This window comes from Anabaena sphaerica FACHB-251, assembly GCF_014696825.1.
Classification (GTDB): Bacteria; Cyanobacteriota; Cyanobacteriia; order Cyanobacteriales; family Nostocaceae; genus RDYJ01.
Map to the genome: position 1 here is coordinate 21,899 of NZ_JACJQU010000004.1, position 15,957 is coordinate 37,855.

The window sequence follows — 15,957 nt, forward strand, 5'->3', positions numbered from 1 at the left end:
TATTTGCGAATATTTATCGGTGAATGACATCTAAACCCGGATTTCTCACAAGTGAGAAAAAAACACTGGGATTAACCGGATTTGAAATGATTTAATTGATACATTATCAAAATACCTTTAGGTGTGGGCAACTCAAAGTAAAAACCGAATAGAGTAGAGATATTTATAATACATTAAAATCAACAAATGCTGAGACTAAAAACTTCTAGTAGTAAAAATTTACATACCAATACATGGGTTAAAATCAAGTAAAATAACCCCAAATCAGCAGCTATTAATCATAAATTTAATTAGTCCATTATTAGCCAGGATAAGGTAGTTTAGATAAGCGATTATAAACCGTGGCAAAAATTTTCCTATAAGGGCAAGCACTACTAATTACAATTAAAATACGTCGTTTACTAATGGTAATCACGGCTCCTAACTTCAATAATTTTGTGCGTATAGTCTCAACAGTTGCATTTTGGAATTCTGTCTTTGTTAAACATTGCTCCCGCAGAGCATTCATCAACACATAAGCAATAGAGGCAAACCACAAACGTAATTGATTACCTTCAAATGTATGGGTACTAGTCCTATCGCTATGTAATCCTAGTTTTTGTTCTTTTAAACAATTCTCCATATTTCCGCGTGGGCAATATTTTTGAGTATAAAGTCGTCCTGGAGGAATTTTATTGATAGGAAGTGAAGTCACTACAAAGCGAGTATCAACTTCTTTCTCGCTATACTCAACTTTGGCAACAACACGACGATTGCGGCTCCAACTATCTAGTGTTTGATAGTCAAGAGAACAGTACCAAACTGAGTTACGAACAAATGCTGTTGCATCATTTTTTAAATCTGGTGATGGAGGAAATAAGCTTTGAAAAAACTCAACTATAGGTTGAAGTTTTCCTGAGTATTCCTGAGATGCACGATACTTTATTGATTGAGATAACTGAAGTAACCGATTATTTGGAGCAAGTCCAAATACATAATCAATTTCACTTTGAGATTCACACCAACTCATTATATCGTCTCTCGAATATGCGCTATCTCCGCGAATAATAATTTTTACATCTTTCCATTTTGAGCGGATTATTTTTATGACTCGTTGTAATTCTTCTAGCCCACCTCCTGCTGGGTCAACATTAGATGCCCGAAGTTTGGCGGCAAGTAAATGTTTTCCACAGAAAATATAAAGTGGAGTATAACAATACCCTCGATAATAAGGATTAAAAAATGTCTCTTCTTGATTTCCATGAACTAAATCATCGGTAACATCTAAATCCAAAATTATCTGTCGTGGCGGCTTTCGATACGATTCTATAAATAGCTCAACTAGTAGTGTTTCTATTGCTGATCCATCATGTTCAATACGGTGATATCTACTATCTGCCCTTGATGATACATCTTCTGGACAATGCTCAAGCCGATTTAAGGTACTTTTTCCAGCCAAAGTAATTGCTCCTTGTCCCGAATTAATAACTTTTCCAACCGCAAGCGAAAATATTGGATCATGACGTAAAGTTTCGTGGTCATTTATATCCTCATAGCCCATGATTAAGCCATATATTCTTTGTGCAATTAAGCTATTAACTGGATGCAGAATTTTATTTGGCTCTCGGTAGTCTTTGAAACATCCTGCTAGTCGTGATGTTATTTCTCTTTTTCTGTCCAGTTCCGCAATTAGCGTTAGTCCTGCATCCGATGTTACAGGCTCACCCTTGAAATTAACTATAACTGGACATGATTTTACTTGTTCAAATATGAACTTTTCCGGTATACAATCGTTTTTATTTGGGGTCATACTTCAAACTGCTGGAATTCTTTTGCAATATACATTTTGGCAGTTTTTGACCCCTATTTCTTCAAGCTTTGTGAGAAATCCGGGTAAAGGTAGTTGTTTCCTGGGCATTTATTTCTGCAAAAATAGCTAATAAGAATGCTGCGTACAAAGCACCATGCACAGAGGTTTTCTCCTTTCGACAACGGGAAATTAATTGGTTAGTATGTTTAGCTGATATTGTCCAATTAAATAGGCTAATCTTAAAATTATCAAAATCGTCTTTTTTGTTTTTGGTGCGAAAATTTGCTGCGAAAACAGAATCACACTTTGTTGATTCTTGTGAATGTTCATCAACTAAACTTAAATTTTTTGCTGTCTCAGGTAGAAGTTGATCAACAGGTGGTAAATCTGGTAATATGTCTTTATAACTATCTTCTTCACCAACAAATTGCAAAATATCTCTAATCAAATAAGTACCTGATATCCCATCTCCAATACAGTGATGAAAGGTAATCAAAAGGTTAGAAATATCAGGGGATAGTAACAACAACACACGTATTAATGGTGCTTGATTCCAAGACAAAGGCATGAGTAATTCTGATGTCATTTCTTGACACCAATCTTTTTCTCCTTGTCGTTCAATTACTTTTAATGGAATCGATGGTACATCTTTCTCTGAAAATTGTGGCTGATTTTCTGCATTAATGATTATTTTCACTCTCAGTCGAGAATGACGCTGTTGTACCCAAGCTAACGCATCTTTCAATCCGTTAACGTTCAATTTCCCTGTAATAGTAACTGAGAAAGTAACGTTTTCAGGATGCTGTTGGTACCATAACCACATAAATTTTTCTGTTGGTGCAAGAGTTCTATCCATAGGTAATTCAACAAATTTAAGTCGGATTTTACTAATTAAAAACTAGTATAATTTAAATGCCAAAATAAAAATATTAAAAAAAATTAATCAAGAAATTAACGAATATGAAAAGATTGATTTTGTTTAGGTGCAGAAGACGGACGTTGAGGTATTTGATTTCGTATTAAAAGTAAAGGAATACTGAGCAAGCCGAAAATGATCACTGCTCCAGTCATAATCAAAACTGGCAAACGTTTAGGTCTATAATCACCTTGTTCAATTTGCCAGAAAACTTGATTGTATCTCCATGCGGCTAAAGCAATAGTAATAATCCCAAATACTACTAAAAAGATTCCCAAGTTTTCAGAGTTGACTAAGGGGTTTACAGTAGTTTCTTGTTGTGTAAAAGCAGCGTTAATTTGACGTAAAAATATACCAAATCTAGCAATTGCAAAACCAAAGCCAATTAATGCTATGGAAGTACGTAACCAAGCAAGAAAAGTTCGCTCGTTGGCTTGATGCTCTCGTATACGATCAAGATTAGGCAATTTACTCATTTATACCACTTATATTTCTTCATTATCTAGTATAGAACAGTGTGTTAGGTACAATATCAAAATTTGTAATTTACAATTGCATATTGTTAACTTTAATTTATAATTAACTAAGACTGACCGTATTTTTACTTAAAATAGCCCCGTTTTCATAGAGAATAACTTGAAATAGGAAAGAATGTAGGGTATGACTTATCGAGATTTAGAAATTGAAGCTGAACTACAACGCATGAAGAGAGATTTAAATATCTCTGGGAACAAGAAACATCATAATAATTCTGATTCTAAATTGGACGGTTTAGATGATGTTATCAATAAGTTAAATCATCTGGTGGGAATGGAAAATGTCAAAAATGAAATCAATACGTTCATCAATTTTTTGAAAGTTCAAAAAATGCGACAGGAACAAGGTTTACCTCCTATTTCTGTCTCCTTACATTCAGTTTTCTGTGGTCCTCCGGGAACTGGTAAAACCACAGTTGCGCGTTTAATGGGTGAAATATACAAAGAATTAGGGATACTTTCCCAAGGTCATGTTGTGGAAACTGATCGATCAGGTTTGGTTGCTGGATATGTTGGACAAACAGCATTGAAAGTAGATGAAGTTGTAACATCAGCATTAGATGGAGTATTATTTATTGATGAAGCTTACGCACTAGCACCAGCAGGTTCAGGTAAAGATTTTGGACAGGAAGCGATAGATACTTTATTAAAAAGAATGGAAGACTATCGAGATAGGTTGGTTGTAATTGTCGCTGGTTATAGTGATGAAATGTTGCATTTTATTAATGCTAATCCTGGTTTACAGTCGAGATTTAATAGATATTTTTATTTTGATGACTATAAACCAGAAGAACTATTAAATATTTTTGAAGGAATATGTAAGCAACAACATTATAGAATAACCCCACGAGGTAAAGAAAAATTATTGCAACAGTTTACCAAGTTATATAATGAAAAAGATAAGAGTTTTGGAAATGGTAGACTTGTCAGAAATATCTTTGAGAAAACAATTGAAAGACAAGCTAACAGATTGGTAAAACTCAATGATGTTAACAAAGAAATGATGATGAATATTACCTGGGAAGATATTTAAAAACTGGACAACAAGATCCCGGATGATATGGCGATATTTCAAAAAACGTCAGAGATTTATGCTGATTTAAAACAAAGAGGATTACCAATTCAAGATGCAGATATATCTATAGCAGCTACAGCTATAATTCACGATTTCATCTTAGTTTCCCATGATTCGGATTTATCAAGAATCACAGGTTTAAAATTACAGGATTGGTTAAAAAATCAATAAATTTGCATCAAAGTTTATCAGGTAAAATAGGATTAGTAATTAAACAATTATTAGCATCACATTGTTTCTGATATAATTGATTAATATAACCTTTTTGCCAAGTCAAGGGAATTTCTAATAAAGATAAGGTTCCAGTCATTCCTAAACCAAAAAATAAGAGCAGTGCTAAAAAATTAGCAGCAATATGAATTTTACGCCAAACATTGGTTTTATCCTTATAAATTTCTGGTAAAATTGCCAAAGAAAAAATCATTAATAAAGCAGCAGTTATGCCATAATAATAATGAGACATATACCATTTATTCGTTAGACGATAAACTCCATCTTGACAACCAAGAATTACTAAACCCATACCTGTCAAAGTAGCAAATACACCACGCCAATTTTGATCTTTGGCTTTAGCTTGATATAGTAAAATTGTAGAACCTATAGTTGCGGCAAAAAGCAATACAATAAATACTACTCGAAAAGATGATTTTAGCCAAACTTGATGATCAAAAACATTGCTAAAAATAGCATAAGCTAGTGCTATTAAAACAATACCAACAACAGCACCTGTTAACCAACGACCTAATTGCACGTGTTCTTGTCCTGCAATTGGAGGGATTTTGCTTTTACCTGTGGACACAGTTTCTAAGCGACGTTGACGCACTTGTAAAGCCCGATTTATGACTATACCCATTAAAGGAAAAACTACCGTTACAGCAATTACTGGATGTAAAAGTAAAATGATATCTTTGAGTGCCATATCACTTGGTGAAAATATTTATTGATTATTGAAGTTTGAAAAAGACACTTTAGGCACAAGACCTAAAATGTCCTGATATTAAAATGAAAAAAGTTACTTGACTTCGCTAGGTTGAAATTGGCTTATTTTACCTTGTTTGATATTTACTACTACATCATAAGTAGCACAGTAAGCAATTGTCACGTTATTAGATTTATTGTATAAATTAACTACCATACCTGCACCACCAGGTTGTACAGAAATTGGTTCTAAGTCACCAAAAAAGAAACGACGTAATTGATCACCACTACCAAACTGACCTTTATTTTTCATCAGCATTTCAATCTTTTTTTGAGCAGTTAAGCCTGTAGAATCTTTCATTTCGGCTTTCTGCATTTGCTTAACTTCTTGGGCTGATACTTGAGCTAAATTAGGATTGATAGCTTTAAGTGGTACATCCCAAACAGTAACAATACCAGCTAGAACTACAGTTGTAAGTAAAGAAGAAGTAAATTTCATTGTTTTCCTGAATTAATTTCGACTATATCAACCATCCCATCCAATACTGAAAATTATCTGAAGACTAGCCATAAATTTTCTGAATTTATTAGAAATAATAATTAATCCTCTACTCAGCATTTTTTCAGAAATACCTCACCTAAACTTCATCTAGAAAGCCTAGTATGATGTATTGTGGCTGAATAGCACGGGATTTATGGTGACTAAACCAAAAAAATGGACTAATTTAGTTGACAAAGTTTCCGGAAAAGTGTACCTTTTACTGGCTACTTTGATTTTTGGCGTTTCTAGTGCTGTAACTCGCAAGTTAACAGAAATTGGAGCGCAACATTTAATAGGCGATCGCAATCCCATTTCTTTGTGTAATGTTTTATTTGTAGGGAATCTTTGCGCCTTAATAATTTTAGTGATTATTTATTGGCGACAGTGGAACAAAGCTACCCTTCAGCAATTGTCTAAACCAAATTGGTTTTATCTCACCATAGTAGCTATTCTTTCAGGAGCATTAGCTCCCAGTTTATTTTTTCAGGCTTTAGCTATTACTAATGTCAACAATGTTGTTTTAGTTGGACGTTTAGAACCTCCTCTAACACTAGCCTTATCAGTTTTATATTTAAAAGAACGGGTAAATCGTTGGCAAATTATAGGAGCATTTTTAGCTTTCGTTGGTATTGCTTTAACCATTATCCTTCAACCAACAGAAAAAGCCATGATGAATATGGGAGATTTTACTATTGGACTAGGTGAGATTCTCACTGTTATAGCCTCTATAGCTGTAGCTATTTCTACAATTATCACTAAACAGCATCTCTCTCAAATTCCTGTAGGAATTTACAGCATTTTTCGTACTGCTTTAGGAACAATAATATTTTTCTTTATTGCTTTAATACTCTATGGTAAAGAACATTTCATAGATGTGTTTTCACCTTTCCTGTGGCAGTGGATGTTATTATATAGTGCGGTAATTGTAGTTTTAGGTCAATTACTCTGGCTCCAAGGCTTCAAAACTTCCTCTGTATCTACAAGTACCTTATTTGGCTCAGTTATACCGCTAATTAGTATTTTGGGAGCCTATTTGATATTGGGTGAAATTCCTACTCAAGCACAATATATTGGTGGTAGCTTGGTGTTAGTGGGTATATTGTTGGGACAAATCCAAACTAAACGTCAAATTAGTCAATATGTATCCAAAATGAGTTTAACTCAAATCAAACAAAAGATAGAAGCAGAAATGGGATTTAAGGGTTTTTAACTACAGCCTGATTATTACGCAAATACTCAAATTAAGTTAAAATACAAACAGAGTCAGCCTTTCCCATTCAAACATACCCATGCTGGAGAATCTGCAAACCCAAATTTATCATCTTGAACAATTCGCAAACACCCTAGTTGCTAACCAACTCACCCACCTAAGCATCGTCAGTATTGCTATTATCTTTGCAGCCGGCTTGCTCACCAGTCTCACGCCATGTATGCTGTCTATGCTGCCTATTACTATCGGCTATATTGGTGGTTATGAAGCGAAAAGCCGACTTCAAGCAGCGGCACAATCAACTTGGTTTGCTTTAGGATTAGCAACAACATTGGCTGGCTTAGGAATTTTAGCAGGTTTGGTGGGAAAAGTCTACGGTCAAGTAGGAATTGGTTTACCAATTATTGTTAGCATTATTGCGATTATTATGGGCTTGAATTTATTAGAAGCCCTACCCCTACAATTCCCATCTTTAGGTGAAACAAATTGGATTTCTCAAGATTTACCTCCCGGAGTGCGTTCCTACTCAATCGGTTTAACATTTGGTTTGGTGGCTTCCCCTTGTAGCACACCAGTTTTAGCCAGCTTACTTGGTTGGGTTGCTAATACCCAAGATTTGCTTTTAGGTGCTGTTTTACTACTTTCCTATACAGCCGGATATGTAGCCCCATTAATTTTAGCTGGTACATTTACTGCGTCGATTAAAAAAATATTAGAATTGCGTCGTTGGTCTGGTTGGATAAATCCGGTTAGCGGTGCATTATTAGTAGGTTTCGGTGTATTTTCCTTACTTTCTCGTATTCCCCTTGGTAGTTTCTAGACAATGACTGTAGATAACACAACATCCAAAGACTTAAATTTGTTTTCCATTCCTGTTCGCTTCCTGCGACGGGAAATTTTACCTGTGCTTACAGATTTAAGATTAGCAATTATCTTGTTGCTAATTATTGCCCTATTTAGCGTTAGTGGTACAGTAATAGAACAGGGACAAATACCAGCTTTTTACCAATCTAACTATCCAGAACATCCGGCTTTATTTGGTTTCCTCACTTGGAAAGTAATTCAAGTTGTAGGTTTAGATCATGTTTATCGAACTTGGTGGTTTTTGGCTTTGTTAGTTTTATTTGGAACAAGCTTAACAGCTTGTACTTTTACTCGTCAATTACCAGCCCTAAAAGCTGCCCAAAAATGGCAATATTACGACGAACCCCGCAAATTTAACAAGTTAGCTTTGAGTGCAGAATTAGATGGTATTTCCTTAACTTCACTCACACCACTTTTAGCAAAAACTCGCTATAAAATCTTTCAAGACCCGGAAAAAAATGATATTCTCTATGCCCGTAAAGGGATAGTCGGACGCATTGGACCGATTATTGTGCATATTGGTATTGTGATGATTTTGCTAGGGGGAATATGGGGCGCAATGACGGGATTTATGGCTCAAGAAATGATTGCTAGTGGTGATACATTTCAAGTCAGAAATATTATTGAATCTGGTGCTTGGTCATCTCAAGACGTGTTGAAAGATTGGTCGGTGCGCGTGAATAGATTTTGGATTGACTATACTCCCAAAGGAGGAATTGATCAATTCTATTCAGATTTATCTGTTTTGGATAATGATGGAAAAGAAATAGACCATGAAAAGATTTATGTTAATCAACCTTTGCGTTATCATGGCGTAGTTTTTTATCAAACAGATTGGGGAATTTCAGGGGTTCGGGTTAAACTAAATAATAGTCCCATTTTTCAATTACCAATGGCACTATTAGACACCAAAGGTAAAGGAAGATTGTGGGGAACTTGGGTTCCAACTAAACCTGATTTAAGTGCAGGTGTTTCCCTATTAGCGAAAGATTTGCAAGGCATGGTATTAATATATGATGCTCAAGGCAAATTAATTAATACTGTGCGTGCAGGAATGTCTATTCCTGTAAATGGGGTAAATTTGAAAATTCTGGACGTGGTGGGTAGCACGGGTTTACAAATTAAATATGACCCCGGTATTCCCATTGTTTATATTGGCTTTACTTTGTTGATGTTGGGTGTGGTGATGAGTTATTTTTCCCATTCCCAAATTTGGGCATTACAAAAAGGCAATATCTTCTATATTGGTGGTAAGACTAACCGCGCTCAAGTTACCTTTGAAAGAGAAGTTTTGGGCATCTTAGAGCAACTTACTGATACAGGAAAAAAATAATTTTCTCTTAATTTTTTCTTCCTGGGGCATAATAGCAATTGAGTGGTGTATTGTATTTATGTGATACCACTCAAGATGGTGCGTATATCCTATGGATAAATTCAATATTCAGTCACTGATTGCAAGTATTCAGCAAGAACTGATACCCCAGTTAGTTGTCGAAAGTGTCCATCCTCACAACCCAGCAGAAGTGCGCTATCTTCCCCCACCGTGGGAACTACTAGGTACAGGAAACTACGCAGCAGTAGTTTATCATCCTGAATACCCAGACATGGTGGTTAAAGTTTACGCACCTGGTCGTCCTGGGTTTGAGGAGGAACTGGAAGTTTACCAGCGTCTTGGTTCTCATCCGGCTTTTTCTGAGTGTTTTTATGCTCAAGAAGGCTTGTTAGTTTTGAAAAGATTATATGGTATTACCCTTTATGACTGTCTGCACAGGGGCTTGCGTATTCCTCCCCAGGTGATAAGAGATATTGATAGTGCTTTGGATTATGCGCGGACTCGTGGACTTTACCCTCATGACGTGCATGGAAAAAATGTGATGATGTTTGAGGGGAGAGGTTTAGTTGTTGATATTTCTGATTTTCTGCACCAGGAACGCTGCTCAAAATGGGATAATCTGAAAAAAGCTTATTATTGCCTATATCTGCCTATTTTATATCCTTTGCGATTACGAGTGCCTTATTCACTTTTAGATAAGGTTCGCAAAACTTACCGCTTTGTAACTTCTTTTGCAGGTAATGTATTAAAATTTATTCACAGATTACGTCGTCGGAAATCTCTCAAAAATTAATGGGGTGGGCATTGCCCACCAAGATATAATATTGTAGGTTGGCAGAGGTAGACAATTTAGTTACTTGTGATGCCTTACCTCAACGACAGTATGTACATTTCCACGGGGAGTAAAATCAGCTTTCACCGTAACTTCTAACGGATCACAAGCCGCAACAAAATCATCTAAAATTTGATTAGCTGACTCCTCGTGAGAAATATATCGTTCGCGATAGCTATTAATATAAAGCTTCAAAGCCTTCAACTCTACCACCCGTTCATCAGGGATGTAGGAAATATAAATAGTTGCAAAGTCAGGATAACCAGAAAATGGGCATTTACAGGTAAATTCCGGTAAACTAATATCAATATTATAACGCCGACCCACACGCGGATTAGGAAATGTAATTAGTTTTCCTTCTTGTATTTCCCTTTCCCCATATTTCATTTGTTGAGTTGCTGGGGTTACAGTCTCAGGTAAAGAATTAGTCATAAAATTATTCTAGAAAAATGCAGAGATTCATCAAAACTAATTTAACACTTAAAAGTCACTGCTATTCTTTTCCCAGTCTGGACAACTCGCGTCATCCCAACCGTGGGGGTGCATAGCGCAAACTAACAAATTACCACCATAAACTTGACCATGATAATTGCTACAACCTATACAAGCAGGATTCTGCTCAATTGTCGCTTCAACTGCATAGGGAAAACCCGGATCTACATCTGCTACCACGTCTTCCAGTTCCCAGTATACTTCCAACAGCGGTTCAGCTAATTCCTGTAAATACTGGTCAATATCAGCAGCAATGTTGTTCTGTACCTGTTCGGTGATTTCTTCCGTTAGCTCAAAAAATGCATCTACCATGTCATTCATTCCTTGGAAGAAGCTTTCTACTTCGTCAGCCACAGTTTCGAGGATGTCAATTAAGTCTTTTTGCCACGGTTCCATAAGCTTAACGGTCTTACTGGCTACAAACAGGACGCTTCCCCTTACTTGGTTGTGAGTGCTAAAATACCTAGAACACATAGTAATCAATGCACATCAAACCGATTGTAGATATAGCGTCATTCCCCAAATTACAACTTTTGCTGATGTTCAGGGTAAAAAATTAATTTTCACTGATCGCGTTTAAGTCTTTTTAATTGTTCTTGCAATTCATCGACTTGCTGACGCAGGTGATCCACGTTTTCTTTCGGGACTTCTTTGACAGTTGGTTCTTCATCTACCTCCAAAATTTCGATGCGACGAGGTTCAGAAGGGGCTGTTTTTTCCGAAGTTTCACCGGGTGTTTGGGGCTGTTGGGCTTGCCTCATCATATCTTCTACGAAACGACGAGCTTCTTCTGTGTTCATTTCTCCCTTAGCCACCATCTCGTCAGCCAGTTTTTGGACTTGCGATCGCAGTTCGGCTAATTTTCCCCCTGCTTTCTCACCAGCGTAAGAAGCCAAGCCTACACCAAGGTAAAAAGCTTTTTGAACAATATCTCCAAAACCAGGCATTGCTGCAAAGCACTCCTAAAAATGGGGCGACCCGGAGACTACGCCTACCACAAGCATCCCGTATTGCTGCTACCTTCCGGTTCTGACAAGATTTGGGCGTTGAAGTCGCATAGATCCAGGTCTGAGATCATCATAACATCAAAATTCCATAATTGTGTGTCATTCTATAACAATTCGCCATTCGTGAAGTTGATAACTCACACAACCGTTGACTACCAAGGGATCAGCCGCAACTATAGCCTGTGCTTCATCCATTGACGCTGCCTCAAACAGCATCATCCCCCCTCCCCTTTGCGCCCAATAGCCGGTTTTGGCTTTGTGTCCTTTATCTATCAAGGCTTTTACGTAGGCTGTATGGGCGGGTACATACTGGTCAAAAGTGGGTTTATCCACTAAACCTGCTTCAATTTTGACAAACCAAGGCATATCAATTCGGTATTTTTGATTTGGGATTGAAAATAAGTTATCATAGTAAGTCATCTTAATTTATTAGGACAATCTTATAATTTCATTTATTTTAGATTATCGTTTTACTAACTAATATCCATATAGCTGACTTCTCAAAGAAGTTGGGGATCTATCACCAATAACTGATAACTGATAACTGATAAATGAGTCGCTTTTTTATTTCCCTGCTCCCACCCCAAAATATTCAGGACTACGCCAACGAAATTAAACAGTATTTTGCAGACAAGTATGCTAGTCGTGGCGCACAAAAGTCTCCCCCACATATTACTCTGCAACCACCTTTTGAAATGGTAGATAGGGATATATCAATTTTAGAAACATCCCTGGAAGAGTTCGCACACAAGCAGCCGTCAGTACCAATTACGCTGAGTGGGTTTGCGGCTTTTCCTCCCCGTGTTATATACATTAATGTGGTTAAAACTCCATCACTTTTAAAACTACAATCAGATTTAATGACTGATGTAGAAAGTAACTTAAGAATTGTTGATCAAGTTGCCAAAGCTCGTCCTTTTACTCCTCATCTGACAGTCGCATTTCGGGACTTAAGAAAACAGAATTTTCATGCTGCTTGGCCAGAATTTAAAGAACGTCAATTGCATTTTGAATTCACTGCTGAAAATTTAACCCTACTACTTCACGACGGTAAACGGTGGAATGTTAAATCAGAGTTTCCTTTTCAGTAAAAAATCTTTAGAAATATTTAATTTAATTAAACTATCAAAATATACCAATTGATGGATAATTTGGAAATGTTCTATTTTTTCTAAAATTTAGACCCACGAGGATAGCGTCATGACCACCGAATTAATTCTCAATGCCAATGAAGCCCTCAAACTAGGATCACAAGGGGCAAAAGTTGAGCAGTTGCAACAAATATTAACAGCACTCAACTTAAATCCAGGTAAGATAGATGGTGATTTTGGTAACAAGACTTTAGCAGCTGTGAAACAGTTTCAACAAAAACAAGGACTTGAGGCTGATGGAGTGGTGGGAGCAAAAACTCAGAGGTCTTTAAATAATGCTCTTAATAATAATCTAAATAATACTTTAAAGCAGCCTATTCAAAACTTAAATTCTGGTTTTTACGGTGGTATATCTGGGAACCTTCCCCTTGCAGGAGTTACCCTGATTAAAGAATTTGAAGGCTTATGTTTAAAAGCTTATCCTGATCCTAAAACTGGTAATAAACCTATAACCATTGGTTGGGGAACTACTCGCAAAAAAGATGGTAGTGAGTGGAAATTAGGTGAAACAATTACCAAGGAAGAAGCAGAAGATTTATTGATGATGCAGCTAGAGAAAAACTATCTGCCATCTCTGCAAAAAATTCCTGTATGGAATGAGTTAAATGCTAACCAACAGGGTGCTTTATTAAGTTTTGGTTACAACTTAGGTGCTAATTTCTATGGGAAGCCTGGTTTTCAAAGCATCACGAGAGTCTTAGAAAATAAGCAGTGGGATCAAATTGAAGAGACGTTTATTAAATACAGAAACCCTGGTAGCAAGGTGGAAGCAGGGTTAAGACGGAGGAGACTGGCAGAGGCTAAACTGTTTTTGAAGCCCATAGCTGAGTCCTGATTTTGTAAATTTTATAATTTATATGAGAGCTAGGACATCATTTATATTGTAGAGACGCTGCATACAACATCTCTACATAAGTTGGCTGCTTTTTGCCACAGGAAAAGAAACTTCCGCCAAATCTGCTGTACATCGCATCTCAGAGCCTGATCACAAGGTAAACTGGTGGAATTGACTGATAAACATTAGTGACTTATGCCTGCGTTTTTATTAGAAGTTGGTACAGAAGAACTACCCGCAAGCTTTCTGAGTAATGCCATAGTACAATGGCGATCGCGCATTCCGCAAACTCTGGAAGCTAACAACCTCAAAGCGGAAAGCGTAGAAGTTTATGGAACTCCCCGACGGTTAGCAGTTCTCATCACTGGTTTACCATCCCAGCAACCAGACAAAGAAGAAGAAATTAAAGGACCTCCCGCACAAGCAGCTTTTAAAGATGGTCAACCCACACCCGCAGCAGTTGGGTTTGCTAAAAAACAAGGTGTGGAACTGTCAGCTTTTGAAATTCGACCGACGGAAAAGGGTGATTTTGTCTTTATCAACAAAAAGACTCCCGGCCGACCAGTTGCAGAAATTTTGACGGAACTTGTACCTCAGTGGGTTTGGGGTTTGGAAGGAAAGCGGTTGATGCGGTGGGGAAGTGGAGATGGTAGGTTTTCCCGTCCTATTCGCTGGTTGGTTGCGTTGTTAGATGGGGATGTTTTACCTTTAGAATTAAAGAATGGTGAGAAGATAGTTAAGAGCGATAGCATTTCTCAAGCACATCGCGTTTTACATCCTGAACCTGTAAGCATTTCCCACGCGACAGAATATGTAAATACTCTCCGTTCTGGTTATGTAATTGTTTCACCAGAAGAACGGGAAAGCATAATCACTGAACAAGTGAAGAAAGCTGCAAAAGAGGCTGGTGGCTCTACAGTATTTTACCCTGACTTGTTAAAAGAAGTCATCAATCTTGTTGAATATCCATCCGCAGTTGTTGGCAAGTTTGAACCAGAGTTTTTGGAATTACCTACAGAAGTAATTACAGAAGTTATGGTAACTCACCAGCGATATTTTCCTGTGTTTAAAGATGGTTATCAGCAAGAATTATTACCCAATTTCATCACTATTTCTAACGGCAACCCTGAAAAATCAGATATCATTGCTGTTGGTAACGAAAGAGTAGTTCGTGCTAGGTTAGCAGATGGTAGATTTTTCTATGAATCTGATAGAGCAAAACCTTTAGAAAGCTTTTTACCCCAACTAGAAACCGTCACATTTCAAGAAGATTTAGGTTCTGTCCGCGCCAAGGTAGATCGCATTGTTAAAATTGCAGAAATAATCAGTGAGCAATTGCATTTAGAAGAAGAACAGCACCAAAAAGTCCAAAGAGCAGCTTTATTGTGTAAAGCAGATTTGGTAACTCAAATGGTGTTTGAGTTTCCTGAATTGCAAGGAATAATGGGAGAAAAATATGCTTTAGTAAGTGGTGAAGATCTCGAAGTTGCAAGGGCAATAATGGAACATTATTGGCCAGTTAGAACAATTAAAAAAGAGGATTTAACAGCAGAAAATGACATCCCAGATGGCTTATTACCCTTAACTCTGGCTGGTAAAATTGTAGCGTTAGCAGACAAATTAGATACCTTAGTCTGTATATTTGGCTTGGGCTTAATACCTACAGGTTCTTCTGATCCTTTTGCGTTAAGACGTGCAGCTAATGGATTAATTCAAATTATTTGGTTAGCGATTATTACTGAAAATGGAAGAGTTATCAAAGAAGGAGGATTAAAACTTAATTTATCCCAGCTATTAGAACAAATAGCTACAAATTTCGCCACCACATTTAATAAAGATGCAAAATCTTTAATTGTGACATTGGGAGAATTTTTCTTACAAAGGATTCGCACCTTATTACAAGAAGAAAAGCAGATAGATTATGACTTGGTAAATGCGGTTTTGGGAGAAAATGATCCAGAATACACAGAACGAGCATTACAGGATTTATTAGATGTACGCGATCGCGCTCTTTATTTACAACAAATCCGCAACGATGGTACATTAGATAAAATCTACGAAACCGTCAACCGTTCTACCCGTCTGGCTGCACAAGGTGATTTAGACTTCCAGCAGTTAGAACCAACAGCGGTAGTTAATCCCGAACTATTCCAAAAATCTTCTGAGTCAGCATTCTACAACGCCTTAGTAGAATTAGTTCCTCAAACCCAAACCGCGCAACAAACACGCAACTATCAACTGTTAATAGCCGCCCTAGAAAAAATTGCTCCTAGCGTGAGTAAATTCTTTGATGGTGAAGATAGCGTGTTAGTCATGGATTCTAATCCAGATATTAAGCGAAATCGGTTAAATTTGCTGGGATTACTTCGTAATCATGCTCGTGTTTTAGCTGACTTTGGGGCAATTGTTAAAAATCTGTAGCAAAAGACAACAAAAAGTGGTGTAATTTTTGCCAATT

The 15,957-nt window shown here is 37.0% G+C and carries 18 protein-coding genes and 1 other RNA gene; 9 read left to right on the plus strand and 10 right to left on the minus strand.

Annotation, left to right across the window (positions count from 1 at the left end; translation table 11 throughout):
- Window positions 1-301: 301 nt before the first annotated feature.
- The 3 genes from H6G06_RS08955 to H6G06_RS08965 form a co-directional block, all read right to left on the minus strand.
- Window positions 302-1,789 carry an IS1380 family transposase gene (locus tag H6G06_RS08955; RefSeq protein ID WP_190559212.1) on the minus strand — a complete coding sequence of 496 codons (1,488 nt, stop codon included), beginning with the start codon at window positions 1,787-1,789 and terminating at the stop codon, window positions 302-304.
- A 61-nt stretch (window positions 1,790-1,850) separates the two neighbouring features.
- Window positions 1,851-2,645 (minus strand): condensation domain-containing protein, encoded by a 795-nt coding sequence (locus H6G06_RS08960; protein WP_242039642.1) that lies wholly within the window; start codon window positions 2,643-2,645, stop codon window positions 1,851-1,853.
- Between the two features lie 95 nt (window positions 2,646-2,740).
- Complete coding sequence (locus tag H6G06_RS08965) at window positions 2,741-3,181, minus strand: YidH family protein (RefSeq protein WP_190559214.1); 441 nt, start codon at window positions 3,179-3,181, stop codon at window positions 2,741-2,743.
- 184 nt (window positions 3,182-3,365) lie between these two features.
- Between H6G06_RS08965 and H6G06_RS08970 the strand changes: the two genes are divergently transcribed.
- Together H6G06_RS08970 and H6G06_RS08975 are read left to right on the plus strand one after the other, a co-directional pair.
- Window positions 3,366-4,274 carry an AAA family ATPase gene (locus H6G06_RS08970; protein ID WP_190559216.1) on the plus strand — a complete coding sequence of 303 codons (909 nt, stop codon included), beginning with the start codon at window positions 3,366-3,368 and terminating at the stop codon, window positions 4,272-4,274.
- Window positions 4,275-4,301: 27 nt separating this feature from the next.
- Window positions 4,302-4,487, plus strand: coding sequence for a PIN domain-containing protein (locus H6G06_RS08975; protein ID WP_190559218.1), 186 nt, complete (start codon window positions 4,302-4,304; stop codon window positions 4,485-4,487).
- A 7-nt stretch (window positions 4,488-4,494) separates the two neighbouring features.
- Here the strand turns inward: H6G06_RS08975 and H6G06_RS08980 are convergent, their stop codons facing one another.
- Both H6G06_RS08980 and H6G06_RS08985 read right to left on the minus strand, forming a co-directional pair.
- Window positions 4,495-5,235 (minus strand): DUF4079 domain-containing protein, encoded by a 741-nt coding sequence (locus H6G06_RS08980; protein WP_190559220.1) that lies wholly within the window; start codon window positions 5,233-5,235, stop codon window positions 4,495-4,497.
- A gap of 93 nt (window positions 5,236-5,328) precedes the next feature.
- Entirely contained in the window at window positions 5,329-5,733 is a 405-nt protein-coding gene (locus tag H6G06_RS08985) for a hypothetical protein (RefSeq protein ID WP_190559222.1), read from the minus strand.
- A gap of 196 nt (window positions 5,734-5,929) precedes the next feature.
- Here H6G06_RS08985 and H6G06_RS08990 point away from each other — a divergent pair, with 196 nt between their 5' ends.
- The 4 genes from H6G06_RS08990 (at window position 5,930) to H6G06_RS09005 (ending at window position 9,975) form a co-directional block, all read left to right on the plus strand.
- Window positions 5,930-6,985: a DMT family transporter gene (locus H6G06_RS08990; RefSeq protein ID WP_190559224.1), complete on the plus strand. Its 1,056-nt coding sequence runs from the start codon at window positions 5,930-5,932 to the stop codon at window positions 6,983-6,985.
- Between the two features lie 79 nt (window positions 6,986-7,064).
- Window positions 7,065-7,805: a cytochrome c biogenesis protein CcdA gene (locus tag H6G06_RS08995; RefSeq protein WP_190559225.1), complete on the plus strand. Its 741-nt coding sequence runs from the start codon at window positions 7,065-7,067 to the stop codon at window positions 7,803-7,805.
- A gap of 3 nt (window positions 7,806-7,808) precedes the next feature.
- Complete coding sequence (locus H6G06_RS09000) at window positions 7,809-9,182, plus strand: cytochrome c biogenesis protein (RefSeq protein ID WP_190559227.1); 1,374 nt, start codon at window positions 7,809-7,811, stop codon at window positions 9,180-9,182.
- A gap of 91 nt (window positions 9,183-9,273) precedes the next feature.
- Window positions 9,274-9,975, plus strand: coding sequence for a serine/threonine-protein kinase (locus H6G06_RS09005; RefSeq protein WP_190559229.1), 702 nt, complete (start codon window positions 9,274-9,276; stop codon window positions 9,973-9,975).
- Between the two features lie 60 nt (window positions 9,976-10,035).
- On the opposite strand, the gene queF is transcribed toward H6G06_RS09005, so the two are convergent.
- The 5 genes from queF to H6G06_RS09030 form a co-directional block, all read right to left on the minus strand.
- Window positions 10,036-10,446, minus strand: a complete 411-nt coding sequence (gene queF, locus H6G06_RS09010; protein ID WP_190559231.1) for a preQ(1) synthase — start codon at window positions 10,444-10,446, stop codon at window positions 10,036-10,038.
- Window positions 10,447-10,494: 48 nt separating this feature from the next.
- Window positions 10,495-10,902 carry a hypothetical protein gene (locus H6G06_RS09015; RefSeq protein WP_190559233.1) on the minus strand — a complete coding sequence of 136 codons (408 nt, stop codon included), beginning with the start codon at window positions 10,900-10,902 and terminating at the stop codon, window positions 10,495-10,497.
- Between the two features lie 167 nt (window positions 10,903-11,069).
- Window positions 11,070-11,453 (minus strand): phasin family protein, encoded by a 384-nt coding sequence (locus H6G06_RS09020; RefSeq protein WP_190559236.1) that lies wholly within the window; start codon window positions 11,451-11,453, stop codon window positions 11,070-11,072.
- A gap of 25 nt (window positions 11,454-11,478) precedes the next feature.
- Window positions 11,479-11,575, minus strand: an RNA gene (gene ffs / locus H6G06_RS09025) — signal recognition particle sRNA small type.
- A 37-nt stretch (window positions 11,576-11,612) separates the two neighbouring features.
- Entirely contained in the window at window positions 11,613-11,879 is a 267-nt protein-coding gene (locus tag H6G06_RS09030; protein ID WP_190559820.1) for a YciI family protein, read from the minus strand.
- A gap of 185 nt (window positions 11,880-12,064) precedes the next feature.
- On the opposite strand from H6G06_RS09030, the gene H6G06_RS09035 reads away from it, so the two are divergent.
- From H6G06_RS09035 to glyS, 3 genes are all read left to right on the plus strand, one after another.
- Window positions 12,065-12,604, plus strand: a complete 540-nt coding sequence (locus H6G06_RS09035; RefSeq protein WP_190559238.1) for a 2'-5' RNA ligase family protein — start codon at window positions 12,065-12,067, stop codon at window positions 12,602-12,604.
- Between the two features lie 109 nt (window positions 12,605-12,713).
- Entirely contained in the window at window positions 12,714-13,499 is a 786-nt protein-coding gene (locus tag H6G06_RS09040; protein WP_190559239.1) for a glycoside hydrolase family protein, read from the plus strand.
- 195 nt (window positions 13,500-13,694) lie between these two features.
- Window positions 13,695-15,920 (plus strand): glycine--tRNA ligase subunit beta, encoded by a 2,226-nt coding sequence (gene glyS, locus H6G06_RS09045; protein ID WP_190559241.1) that lies wholly within the window; start codon window positions 13,695-13,697, stop codon window positions 15,918-15,920.
- Window positions 15,921-15,957 lie beyond the last annotated feature (37 nt).

Coding starts and splice junctions, on each gene's coding strand:
- H6G06_RS08955 (WP_190559212.1), bottom strand. CDS start 1,789: ATGACCCCAAATAAAAACGATTGTATACCGGAAAAGTTCATATTTGAA.
- H6G06_RS08960 (WP_242039642.1), bottom strand. CDS start 2,645: ATGGATAGAACTCTTGCACCAACAGAAAAATTTATGTGGTTATGGTAC.
- H6G06_RS08965 (WP_190559214.1), bottom strand. CDS start 3,181: ATGAGTAAATTGCCTAATCTTGATCGTATACGAGAGCATCAAGCCAAC.
- H6G06_RS08970 (WP_190559216.1), top strand. CDS start 3,366: ATGACTTATCGAGATTTAGAAATTGAAGCTGAACTACAACGCATGAAG.
- H6G06_RS08975 (WP_190559218.1), top strand. CDS start 4,302: ATGGCGATATTTCAAAAAACGTCAGAGATTTATGCTGATTTAAAACAA.
- H6G06_RS08980 (WP_190559220.1), bottom strand. CDS start 5,235: ATGGCACTCAAAGATATCATTTTACTTTTACATCCAGTAATTGCTGTA.
- H6G06_RS08985 (WP_190559222.1), bottom strand. CDS start 5,733: ATGAAATTTACTTCTTCTTTACTTACAACTGTAGTTCTAGCTGGTATT.
- H6G06_RS08990 (WP_190559224.1), top strand. CDS start 5,930: ATGGTGACTAAACCAAAAAAATGGACTAATTTAGTTGACAAAGTTTCC.
- H6G06_RS08995 (WP_190559225.1), top strand. CDS start 7,065: ATGCTGGAGAATCTGCAAACCCAAATTTATCATCTTGAACAATTCGCA.
- H6G06_RS09000 (WP_190559227.1), top strand. CDS start 7,809: ATGACTGTAGATAACACAACATCCAAAGACTTAAATTTGTTTTCCATT.
- H6G06_RS09005 (WP_190559229.1), top strand. CDS start 9,274: ATGGATAAATTCAATATTCAGTCACTGATTGCAAGTATTCAGCAAGAA.
- queF (WP_190559231.1), bottom strand. CDS start 10,446: ATGACTAATTCTTTACCTGAGACTGTAACCCCAGCAACTCAACAAATG.
- H6G06_RS09015 (WP_190559233.1), bottom strand. CDS start 10,902: ATGGAACCGTGGCAAAAAGACTTAATTGACATCCTCGAAACTGTGGCT.
- H6G06_RS09020 (WP_190559236.1), bottom strand. CDS start 11,453: ATGCCTGGTTTTGGAGATATTGTTCAAAAAGCTTTTTACCTTGGTGTA.
- H6G06_RS09030 (WP_190559820.1), bottom strand. CDS start 11,879: ATGCCTTGGTTTGTCAAAATTGAAGCAGGTTTAGTGGATAAACCCACT.
- H6G06_RS09035 (WP_190559238.1), top strand. CDS start 12,065: ATGAGTCGCTTTTTTATTTCCCTGCTCCCACCCCAAAATATTCAGGAC.
- H6G06_RS09040 (WP_190559239.1), top strand. CDS start 12,714: ATGACCACCGAATTAATTCTCAATGCCAATGAAGCCCTCAAACTAGGA.
- glyS (WP_190559241.1), top strand. CDS start 13,695: ATGCCTGCGTTTTTATTAGAAGTTGGTACAGAAGAACTACCCGCAAGC.